The organism is Corallibacter vietnamensis (assembly GCF_039537875.1).
Taxonomy (GTDB): Bacteria; Bacteroidota; Bacteroidia; order Flavobacteriales; family Flavobacteriaceae; genus Corallibacter; species Corallibacter vietnamensis.
Genome location: NZ_BAABBI010000009.1, coordinates 1 through 11,106 on the forward strand (window position 1 = coordinate 1; position 11,106 = coordinate 11,106).

Below are 11,106 nucleotides of genomic sequence, written 5' to 3' on the forward strand. Positions count from 1 at the left end.
AATTTTAGCACGCAGTTTTGCAGTAATTAAAAGAGGTACACCCTTTGTAAATATAGCCGCAACAAATTATTGAATTAAGGCTTGTTTTTTACCTTGGAATACGGCTATGAGTAGTTGCGTGGTTTAGTACTTAACTTTGCAAGTACACACCTAACTGAAAATCCGCGAGGATTTTCAGAAGTAGGCGAGAACAAGCAATTACTTATAGCCATTGTTGTGTGCAGTTATTTTATTCGTTCAACTTTAGAAATGTTATTCTAGGTTTTTCTTGATAAGAAGTTTTCCAAGGGTCAGTTGGGTCTTCAATTTTCACTTTTTTATTATCCCATTTAATAATGAATTCTTTTCCAACATACTTTGGATTAGGAATCGTATTGCCATTTTTATCTTCTGTGCATAATTGATAACCATTATATTCATTATATCTATGATTATAACCAAAATCTTGAGTCATACCATTAAAGGTTATGTGCACAAAATCACTCAAGCTACAATCCTCAAATTTCACAAACTTGTAAGATTTTGCATTTTCAATTCTGATATACTCTTTTCCTGCGATTATTAAACTTTTATTTTCGTCAATTACTCCTTTTATTGGAAGTTCAGCACTAATTTCTAAAACTCCATCTTCAATTTCAGCAGGATATTTTTTACCACTATTCTCAACAATTAAACTGTTGCCATTATCTGTAATAATTACTGTTTCGTTTTCGTATTTTTTCTCAACCCAAAATCCATTAAAGTTTTCTGATGATTTATTGCAACTATAAAAGATTGCAAAGATTAATAGAATGGTGATAAATTTAGAATTCATAATACCTATTTTATTTAGCTAAAACAATTAAATTGTTTGTGTTCATTTTAGCAAGTTCTTTTTTTAGTTTTGATTTTTTTACCTCTAGAATCAATTCGTCTCCACTTTTTTTATCGAACGATAACTTACCAATAGGTTCGCCTAATAGTAGTTTATTCTGAAATGATTTTACTTCGCTGGAATCATAAATGTAATAATCTAAATTGTCAGAAGAAATATTATTAAAATTAATTACTGAAACTGAAGAAACGTTTCCTTTTGAGTCTTTCATTAATCTTAATACTTTTAATTGCATTGGGAATGTTTCAAACAAAAAGCGATTTAGTTTGTTAGCCAATTTTTGAGAAGCTTTATCAATTGCCTGTTCTTTTGAAACACCCAAAGAAATGAGTCCGCTACTTACAGAACCAGATTTGCTGTAAGTATCACGAAGTTTCAATCCATTCCCATAATAATCACGAATATTAAAAGCGAAGTCTATATTACAAGTGTAGCCACCTGAACTGCCTTTTAATAGTCCAAGAGATTTTATTTCAATTTTTAAGGTTGAGAAATTTTCTCTTTTTGATATTGGGTTGTCATTTAATCTTTCAAATAACTTGGGTTGTTTTTTTAATTGAGATTTTAGTTGTTCAAAATCTTTGTCAAGATAGCTATTGGAATTAACAGGTGGTACTATAGTTGCAGAGATAACTGAATGTTCTAAATGCGGTATGCCTTTTATGAAACTTGAAAAAATCTGATTTGGTGTAGTTGATTTTTTTCTAGTGGTTGTTGTTTTATTTGAGTTCTTTTTACTCGTAGTTTTAGTTTTTTGTCCTTTAGGTTTACTGTTTTTACAAGTACAATTTGGGTCTGAATATTTTTGTTCATCATTATTGTAAGAATCAAATGCCCAAGAGCCATATCTGAAATCACATTCTCCATTTTCTTTATATTTTTCAAAACAGCCATTCTTTTTTCCATTTGTATAGTTGATTTTTGATTTTAACTGTCCATTTTCCCAATATTCTTCAAAAAACCCCTCTTTTCTACCTTGCTCATTATAATATCCTTTTTCTTTTACACTACCATTTTCCCAAAACCAAGTGCTTACACCTTTTGCAAATCTCCAATTATCAGTACCAATTGTATTCCAGTTTATTTCACTAAAAATTTTGTTAGAATTATTGTAATAAGTTTTAATTGGATTAATATGCTTACCATCTTTAAATTGAACAACAGAATAGTAAGGCGATTTTTTAGAATCTGTTACTTTATTTAGTTGCCAAAACCTATCATAATATATTTTTTGAGAGCCATTATTGTTCTTGATAGGAATTACTGTGTTATCCCAATTACTAGCTGGTTTTATTGTGCCTAATACACGTTGAGAATTATTGTCAGCATATACGTCAATTTTGTGCATATACACAACTACCTTATTTCGATTAAAGTTATTGGAACCTTTTCTATTTACTTTAATTTTTGTGAAGTTAAAGTCTAACTTGGCAACAACTGTCCTATTAACTCTTCCATTTGAAGACTTTCTATTATTTAGAAAGGATTCTGCTGACGACTCATTAACTGGAAGATATAACTCCATATCGTTAAAATTGACTATGTCAAAAATTTCTACATACAAGTTTTCGGCATTTGATACTAATGAAGGGATTTTATCAATATTTAGAATTAAAGGAAATGCTTTTTTATTGAAATCATAATTGCCGAGACTAGCTTTAACCGTTAGAGAATGAACTTTGTTTAAGGATAACGAAGCTAATCTACTTTTAACTTCTTTGTTTGTTCTGTTATTGAATTCTCTTTGTTTGAACTCATCATTTTTGACATATTGCAGTTCATTCGCTCTGAATTTTCTCAAAAATACATTATACCAATTTATTCCACCATAAGCAGGACTGTTGTCGGCTAGTTTATAATCATAAATTTTTAAGAAGTAAAGAAACGCATCTTCTTGACTCAAATGATTTTGTGCTTGAGTTAAACAAGATGAAATCATTATTACTGTTAAAATCCAAAGTTTTATTTTTTTCATAAAGGTTTGTTTTAATTGCACACAACATGTGGATAAACACACTAGTGTGTTTATTTTTATTATATATATACCTACAAATCTAACAGATTTTTTATAAAACAAAGCCGCTTTTTGTCATATAAACATAAATTTTAAGCAGTTTTAGCCGCTGTACCTCACACAAAAACAAACAATTAAAAATACCATAGTAAAGTAGGAGCGTGCAATCAACCTCTCACTACTCAATACTCATATACAGTTATTGACCATGTTCCTAGAGTTATTGCCCATACATTATCAATTGTCCATTAGCAACCCTCTAGTATCAACTGCTAGTTATCAATATGCAAACATGGCTTTAATTTTGGTTTTAAACCTATCATCGCTAACCTTCAAAATCGTTTCTAGTAAATCAGTTGAAGTAGGCTTTGCATTAGGGTACGCGTGTTGATCTAAAAACATACGTAAAGCCATGTTCAATCGTTCTTCGCCCAGTAACTCACTCAATTCAACAAAAACAATAGCACCTTTAGAATAGGAAATAAACGCATTGTTTTTTGTGGCTTTCAATAACGATAAGTCATCAGTAAAACCCTTTTCAGCTTCATATATTTGTTTATGTATGGCCACACGTTCTAGCATTTTTGCCTTGCCGTACATGTTTTTATATAGCATCATTTCGGTATACATAGCCAAGCTTTCAGTCAGCATGGCATAACCTTCACGATAATCAGGATCAATCTGATTGGTTCCCCACCAAAAATGCGCTACTTCATGCCCAGCCAATTCATTAATAACATCTTGATTATGGTTGCCCGCTAGGTTAGCATGAAACGTCATATGCTCTGTCATAAATATAACACCAGGATAAGCGGTGCCTGCAAAACCTTGTGTAAACGATGACACTTCGGCAAATTGAATAGACGAAAACGGATAAGGCCCAAAATATTTAGTACAATAATCCAATGACAGCTTTGTGTTCTCAATAAGATGCTCTACATTGTTTTCATGCAAAGGATGATATAAAACCTCAATAGAGACATCGTTGTGTTGTGCTTTTTTAACCTCATAAGCAGCTGATGAAACCGCAAATCTAAAAGGAATGGCGTCTGCTTTATACTTATAGTAATTTCTATTAGCGTCTTGCCACTGCGATTTTAACGCGCCAGTACCAACAGCAATTTGATTATTACCGGTTGAAATTTGCATGTCCAAAGAAATAAAGTCGTCTATATGAGTCTTTACCGCATCAAATGGTTTCATGGCTGTGGCTTCGCCCAAAGCATGTTGTTTTCTAATGGTCTTGTCTGAAATTTCCTGACTAGCATCATACCCAAATTGAGGATAATAACGACTTATTCGCATAAAAGAGCCATCTTTTACAATCGCATTAAAAGGATTATGACCATTTACAGCCTCCCATTTGTAAGCCAAATGAAAGGTAAGTTTTGCCGAGTCTTGAGCTTGTAATGCCTGTTTTAATGGTATTTCTGAAATAGCCTTGTCTAGCGTTATGGTATCATTTTTATAGCTAAATACAAGTGCTTGTATCTCAAAATCTTCAGGCACATGTATTAGTACAGAATCTATAGCGTGTTCGTGCTGGTTTACCAACCAATATGTGCCTTTTATCTGGTAAGCTTGGTCTTCTGGAAACAAATCTATTTCTGTGCTAACCTTTTTTATGGTTGGCTGCGGAAGGTTTTGGTATGCTCTATAATGCTTTTCGTAAGCAACACGCGCTAATATGTCGGCATCTTGATCTTTGGAAACATAGCCATCTAAAAACAAATAGCCACTCACCATACCTATACATACGCAACTAACCATAGGAATAATATAACGGTGTCTTTTGGCTTTAGATTTTATCAAACCGTATAAAGCACATACAAGTCCTACAAGAGCAAACCCAAAAATAAGTCTGTAAATAAACGGCATTACATAAGCTCCGTAACCTATAAAATCGCTATAAGCACCTTTGTAACCAGATAAAAAACGAAACAACGGATTCGTAATCATGTTTTTTGAAATAGGCGTCACAAATAATAAGAATAACAAGATAGATATACCCAGTGCCACCGATTTACTCTTACTTATGTTATTAATAAAAAGAAGCAGTAACGCAAAGAGTGTAAGTGGCAACGTATTAAAAACAAACACGCCAAAATATGCTTGCCAATCAATAAAAGGGTATTTAAAAATAAGCTGAAAGATAATTGCTTCCAAGAGCATTAAACCGGTAAGAAACATGATTAAAAGCACCATGCTTATAGCATGTCCTAATAGGCGCTCTTTAGCATAATAAGTCGTATTTTGAATGATTGAAAATCCACTGGCATTGGCACGCCAAAACACATCGTTTGTAAAGTAAACCACAACAAGCGCGCCTATAAAATAAAAGGTTTCGTTAATGGTTTTAGCCAGTAAGCCAGAGCTAGCATACTGTTGCGGCAATCTAATGCCCATATCTATATCGCCATACATTTCTACACCTACATAAAATAACAGTAAAGCAGAAACCGAAATAAGCGGAATACTTTTAAACAAATAAATAAAATCGATTTTCACAAAAGAAAGCAGCGCATGTTGTTTTGTTTTTGAGGTAAACAACGTGCTTACTTTCGCAAACGGAACATCTAGTAGTTTGGTTTTTTTAGGCGTTGTTTCAGCCTGTTTTTTTGTTGACTTTTGTTTGAAAACTGGCAGAAATGAGAAAGTATTTATGCCTAATTTCATAATAAATAAAGACAGTAGCACAACACCCAAACGGTTTATCAATAGTATGTTACTAAACGACACGATGTTGTGGTTTCTATCAAAAACACTAAAGTCCTTGGCATCATAAAAATAAGCCGACAACCCAAAAATATCAGTTATAGCAGATACTTTTTGAGCAAATAAAGACTGCGGTAACGATTGTGCCATAAACGGCGCGTTTGAAAACATGAGCACTATCATATAAGTGATGTACAACATCAATCCTGCAATAGCGACCAATAGTTTATTCTGAAATTTTTTAGCAAAGAAAAACAGGATGCTGCATACCAATAAGCTATTTACCACACCAAAAATCAAATAAGGATATACATAATGCCACAGATGAAAGTCTGCAAGCATTTCAGAATCTGTTTGCACATGCAACCCAATAACATACCCAAGCATTACAATAAAATAACTGAATGCAGTAAGTAAAAAGAAGGATAAAAAGCGTGCTAATGCAAAGTCACGTTTTTTTATAGGTGTGGTAAAAACAATTAAATCAAAGTTAGCGTCACGTTCTTTAAACAAGTTAGAAAAGGCTAGTAGTGTAGCTATCAAAATAATAAGTAAGCTCAACAAACCAGTCATAAACCCAACCGAGTAGGGCGCATTGGCTGCAATGCCATCGCCTACATTAATATGAAATTTATAGCCTGTAAAAAAACCAAGCACCAAATACGCCAACAAAGCAAATTGCGTTGCTATGTGTTTTAGTGCGCTATATATATCGTTTAGTAAAACCGTTTTCATGTTGTGCTGTTTAAATATGTGAAATAAGCGTGCTCTAAATTTGGTGTTACAGCTTTAAACCCAGTTGGGCAAGCATCGGCATACACGGTTACATGCATCACCTTTTCAATAAATTGCTTACTGATGATGTTGTGGTTTGGCTCAAGATGAAGTAGCTCGTTTTTGGTTGTTGCTTTTTGCCATATTTTCCCTTGTAAAGCTTCAATAAACTCATTTGGGCTACCTTTTGCCACAATAGCGCCTTGTTTTATTATCGCCATATCTGAACATAGATTTCGTACATCTTCTACCAAATGCGTCGATAATAAAATGATAATATCTTCGCCTATTTCGCTCAACAACGCATTAAATCTATTACGTTCTTCCGGATCTAAACCTGCTGTAGGTTCGTCTACAATTACAATTTTAGGATCTCCCAGTAACGCTTGCGCTACGCCAAAACGTTGTTTCATACCACCAGAAAACGTATGTACGTCTTTGTTTTTGGCGTCAACTAAATTCACTTTATCCAGAAGATTCATAATTTGATCGTGGCGTTCGTTCTTGTTGTGAATACCTTTTAGTTTAGCCAAATGTTGTAGTAAATTATATGCCGAAACTTTAGGGTAAACACCAAAATACTGTGGTAAAAACCCTAACTGTTTTTGTATTTCTAATGGGTTTTTTACAATATCTGTATCGTTAAAACTCATGTGTCCTTCGGTTGGTTTTTGTAAGCCTACAATGGTTTTCATAAGCGAAGATTTGCCTGCGCCATTAGGCCCAAGTAAGCCAAAAACACCGTTTGTTATGTTTAAATTTATGGCATAAAGTGCCTGGTGTCCGTTGTTATACACAAGAGACACATTGTTGATATTCAATGTATTCATAAGATAATATTTAAGGGAGTGCTAGTCTACATAGTCTATAATGTCTCCAGGTTTACAGTCTAAGGCTTTGCATATTTTTTCTAGAGTTTCAAAGCGAATGCCTTTGGCTTTTCCATTTTTTAGTATCGATAAATTTGCAGGTGTAATGCCAACTTCTTTAACCAATTCTTTACTCTTCATTTTTCGTTTGGCAAGCATGACGTCTATATTTATTACAATGGGCATAGTTTAAATGTATAAGTCTTGTTCGTTTTGTAAATGCAGTCCTTGGTTAAATATTTCTGACATAAAAAACACAAAAACACCTAAAACAAGATGCAGGATAATAATCAGAAACATTTCGTGTTCTATGGGCATAAAAAACGATGTGAATATGGTGAGTGCAGTTGGTAGAAATATATTGACAAGATAAAACCGTCGTAAATGCACAATATTTTTGGCGGTAAATAATTTGTCTTGGTAAAACACCTTAAAGACATTAGATAGTAGCCAAAAAAACAAACCATACCCTAAAACAGGAATTAAAAACGAAAAGATTAAATACGTTGTGTTGCTGTCTAAAATTAAAAAAGGCGCTTCTGTAAACGGGTAGGTGATAATGGTTTGCTTATCTTTTATAAGCAAATGGGTGTTTGTTATCCAGCTGAATAACCCATAAACACCAGTCATTAAATACAAACCGCCCAATATCCTTGAGATGTAGTATAAAACTTTGGAAATGATAATTGATTTTCGCATATAATAAAAAGTAATTTATTACTGCAAATATATAAAAAGATATCGTTTTACAATAATAAATTTCTTTTTAAGATAATTTATTGTTTCAATATGTGCTGGTGAAAACTGTTTTAATTCGGTTGCAATGAGCTATAGCTATTGTCAACTACAGTTTTTTATTCTTTTTAAAATCAGTTGTTATTCTGTTTAATATTTTAGGATTAGCTTTTAATAATTCAGCACATTCAGATATATAAATTTTGTGTTTTTTGAGTATGGTTGATGAATTCTCTTACATTATTTGTGTGATTATTGTGGTTTTTGACCCGAACTCACCCGACTTGACCCGAAGTAAACCCGAAGTAAACCCGAAGTAAACCCGAAGTAAACCCGAAGGAAACCCGAAGTTGACCCGTCCTTGACCCGTCCTAAAATAACTATACAGGTTATTAAATAAATCCTGATATAATTATACAACTCTTTTTCTTAATCCTAAAATGACTGTACAGTCATTTTAGGATTATTATAATTCTGATAGTTTTTCCATCGTTTTTTAAGTGTGGTTGTTTTTTTTCATGGTTTTTTTTGTTTGTTATTCTGCAAGATGAATTGGTAAAAAGGGTAAGGGTTGGTAGGAAATGGGGTTAGCACTTTGTGCTCGTGTCGGACGTAGTCGAATCCGCCGACGAAGCGCAGCGACCGATGAACTCCTTTTTTTAATCTAACAATTTGTTCAATCCTTCTTTTTCAAATAAAATTCGACCAACTTTTATGTCAGACCAACCTTTTTTTAGTTGATAAGTAAACGTTGGTATATTTTCAATCAGTTCACAATCTATATAATAGTTTTCAATTTTTTCGTTTGAAACATTTTTAAGTTCTTGAATGTGAGTAGAAATAAAAAAATATGACTGATTGAATTTACTTAATCCGTTTATTGTCGTTTTGCAAATTTCAAAACCATCTTCCACATTTGTACCGCTAAAAAGTTCATCAAAAACTGCGAAGCATTTTTTTCCTTTTGTTGCTTGTTCGACAACGTTTTTAAGGGTCATCACTTCGGTCATAAAATGGCTGTATCCGTTTAAAATATCATCTCTTCTGTTTATTTCAATAGAAAAGTAATTGCAAAATGGAATTTCACCTTCTAATGCTGGTATACCAATTCCTAAATGACCGAAATACATACAAAGTCCAACAGCTTTTAGAAAAGTTGATTTTCCAGACATATTTGGTCCGTTTAGTACAATTACATTGCTATTGGTTTCGAGATTGTTTTTAACGGGGTTTTTCAATAATGGGTGATATAAATCTCGTAGTTTAATACTGTTATCTGTAAAAATTGGATAAGCGAAATTGTTTTTTGCTATTCCGTTACTAATAGATAGGTATGATTCGAACAGAAAAAAATCTTCCCAAAAAGGGGTTATCAATTCTTTTCTTTTTGTCTCATTAATTTTTTCTGTTAATTCAATTATGTGGTTGTCTTTTAGACTTTTTTCCCGAATTATTTGCTCAAACTTATCAAGTTCAAAACGTGATAGAAACTGTAAAATCCGTTTAATGTTCAAAGCATAATCTTTTGGGAAAGCTTCTAATCTCAATCTTGTAAAATATTTGGATTCTAAACGGTGGAAAAACAAAACAAGTTGGTTAAGCTTGCTTGTATATTTTGTTTTTTCTTGTTTTGAAGTAAACAGTTTGTATTTCAGTTTCTTCTTTGATAGGTCTTCTATTTTTTCATCATTAAGGAAAAAATGAACTTCGTTTAAGTACAAAACAGTATATGAATAACCCTTTAATATTTTTTCATTTTCAGAGAACCCTTTTAGAATATTCTGACGTTCTATTATGTCTGTAGTTGATTGTAATGGTTTTTCAAGAATTTCAAGGATTTTATTTCTTGAAAACATATTCATAGAATAGTCGAACAACGGTAAAATCTCCTTTTCTATGTTTAGGTCTTTAGTATTGTTCATTTTCTATTCGTTCTGTTTTTTAACTTACAGGTAACGTGTTTGTGTATGGCTTCGTTGCGTGGTTTAAGCACCTAATTTATCAAATATAAACTGAATAGACACAAGCACGAAGTGCGAACTGTACGTCAGTAAATTTTGCTTCGCCAGTTCGCTTCGCTCGTGTCAGAAGTAGGCGAGAACAAGCAATTACTTATAGCCATTGTTGGCACACGTTATTTTATTATTTCGTTTATTTCTTCTGCAATTTCTTTCACGCTGTAAATCGAGCTATTTAAAGCAACCTTATCAGCTAAACTCAAACTGAACTTTTGAACTTCGTCTTTTGAAACTTTGTGCCAAATCGGTAAGATTACTTTCATTCCGTTCATTTCTTTATTTACGAAGCCATCAAGTTCATAGTTAGTCCAATCTCTCTTAAAAAACGAAGACGATAAAACTACAATCCCGTATCTTGAATTTATCAAACCTAGGTCAATTGAACGCCTTAAACTATCTCCGATTTTTAATTCAAATTCGTCATACCATACTTTAATTCCTAAATTTTGCAGTTCAGTTGCTAATGGTCGTACAAAATCATCTTTATCTGCTGATGAGTGAGATATAAAGACATCATATTCTTTATTTTCTGTTTTAGGTTTTTCAACTGTTTGCATTTTCATAGTCTCGTGAGTCAATTGTTTTTGCCTTTCTAACTCTCTATTTAAATTACGTTGAAATTCCAATTGTTCCCTTTCTGTCTTTTTGCGTTCTTTGGTTTGCTCCTTTGTTAAATCAGATTGATATTTCCTTAACTGCTTATTTTTATCTGCGAGTTTTTTAGAAATAACAGCTTTCTTTTTTTCAATTCTACCTAATTCAGTTTGTTTTGAACGAATTTGATTCAGTTTACTTTTTAGTGTAGATTGAGAAGTTGTCCGATTTGCTTGGTCGGTTAGACTATCAATATTTTTTTGTACTCGTAATTCTTTGTCCGATTCATAAGATTTTTGCTTTTCTAAATTCGCAATATCTCGTTCAAGTCTGTCTATGTTTGATGTGATTGAAGATATGCTCATTTTTCGGTTTTAATGTGTGCTAACGGTCTCCTTTACTTTGATGTTATTAAATTTATCAAGAGAAGAGAGGAGAACTATAACGGTCTCTAGGGATTACCTCTTACACGTGTTAGTCCTCTCTGTCTCTTGTACGATGCTTTGTTGAACT

The 11,106-nt window shown here is 32.7% G+C and carries 8 protein-coding genes; all 8 read right to left on the bottom strand.

Annotation, left to right across the window (positions count from 1 at the left end; translation table 11 throughout):
* Positions 1-229 precede the first annotated feature (229 nt).
* The 8 genes from ABD690_RS13340 to ABD690_RS13375 all read right to left on the bottom strand — a co-directional run bounded on the left by ABD690_RS13340 (position 230) and on the right by ABD690_RS13375 (position 10,958).
* Positions 230-814, bottom strand: a complete 585-nt coding sequence (locus ABD690_RS13340; RefSeq protein WP_344731100.1) for a hypothetical protein — start codon at positions 812-814, stop codon at positions 230-232.
* Between the two features lie 10 nt (positions 815-824).
* Complete coding sequence (locus ABD690_RS13345) at positions 825-2,849, bottom strand: DUF4852 domain-containing protein (protein ID WP_344731101.1); 2,025 nt, start codon at positions 2,847-2,849, stop codon at positions 825-827.
* A 318-nt stretch (positions 2,850-3,167) separates the two neighbouring features.
* Positions 3,168-6,338 carry a M1 family aminopeptidase gene (locus ABD690_RS13350; RefSeq protein ID WP_344731102.1) on the bottom strand — a complete coding sequence of 1,057 codons (3,171 nt, stop codon included), beginning with the start codon at positions 6,336-6,338 and terminating at the stop codon, positions 3,168-3,170.
* Positions 6,335-7,207 (bottom strand): ABC transporter ATP-binding protein, encoded by an 873-nt coding sequence (locus ABD690_RS13355; protein WP_344731103.1) that lies wholly within the window; start codon positions 7,205-7,207, stop codon positions 6,335-6,337. The genes ABD690_RS13350 and ABD690_RS13355 overlap by 4 nt, the downstream gene beginning before the upstream one ends.
* 21 nt (positions 7,208-7,228) lie before the next feature.
* Positions 7,229-7,432, bottom strand: coding sequence for a helix-turn-helix domain-containing protein (locus ABD690_RS13360; protein ID WP_215929021.1), 204 nt, complete (start codon positions 7,430-7,432; stop codon positions 7,229-7,231).
* A 3-nt stretch (positions 7,433-7,435) separates the two neighbouring features.
* Positions 7,436-7,945, bottom strand: coding sequence for a DUF2975 domain-containing protein (locus tag ABD690_RS13365; RefSeq protein WP_344731104.1), 510 nt, complete (start codon positions 7,943-7,945; stop codon positions 7,436-7,438).
* A gap of 695 nt (positions 7,946-8,640) precedes the next feature.
* The gene (locus tag ABD690_RS13370; protein WP_344731105.1) at positions 8,641-9,903 is read right to left on the bottom strand and encodes a MutS-related protein; all 1,263 of its coding nucleotides are present in this window, start codon (positions 9,901-9,903) and stop codon (positions 8,641-8,643) included.
* Positions 9,904-10,115: 212 nt separating this feature from the next.
* The gene (locus ABD690_RS13375) at positions 10,116-10,958 is read right to left on the bottom strand and encodes a toll/interleukin-1 receptor domain-containing protein (RefSeq protein WP_344731106.1); all 843 of its coding nucleotides are present in this window, start codon (positions 10,956-10,958) and stop codon (positions 10,116-10,118) included.
* Positions 10,959-11,106 lie beyond the last annotated feature (148 nt).

Excerpts from the sequence above, each read along its gene's own strand:
- ABD690_RS13360 (WP_215929021.1), bottom strand. The coding sequence starts at position 7,432 with ATGCCCATTGTAATAAATATAGACGTCATGCTTGCCAAACGAAAAATG.
- ABD690_RS13355 (WP_344731103.1), bottom strand. The coding sequence starts at position 7,207 with ATGAATACATTGAATATCAACAATGTGTCTCTTGTGTATAACAACGGA.
- ABD690_RS13370 (WP_344731105.1), bottom strand. The coding sequence starts at position 9,903 with ATGAACAATACTAAAGACCTAAACATAGAAAAGGAGATTTTACCGTTG.
- ABD690_RS13345 (WP_344731101.1), bottom strand. The coding sequence starts at position 2,849 with ATGAAAAAAATAAAACTTTGGATTTTAACAGTAATAATGATTTCATCT.
- ABD690_RS13365 (WP_344731104.1), bottom strand. The coding sequence starts at position 7,945 with ATGCGAAAATCAATTATCATTTCCAAAGTTTTATACTACATCTCAAGG.
- ABD690_RS13350 (WP_344731102.1), bottom strand. The coding sequence starts at position 6,338 with ATGAAAACGGTTTTACTAAACGATATATATAGCGCACTAAAACACATA.
- ABD690_RS13340 (WP_344731100.1), bottom strand. The coding sequence starts at position 814 with ATGAATTCTAAATTTATCACCATTCTATTAATCTTTGCAATCTTTTAT.
- ABD690_RS13375 (WP_344731106.1), bottom strand. The coding sequence starts at position 10,958 with ATGAGCATATCTTCAATCACATCAAACATAGACAGACTTGAACGAGAT.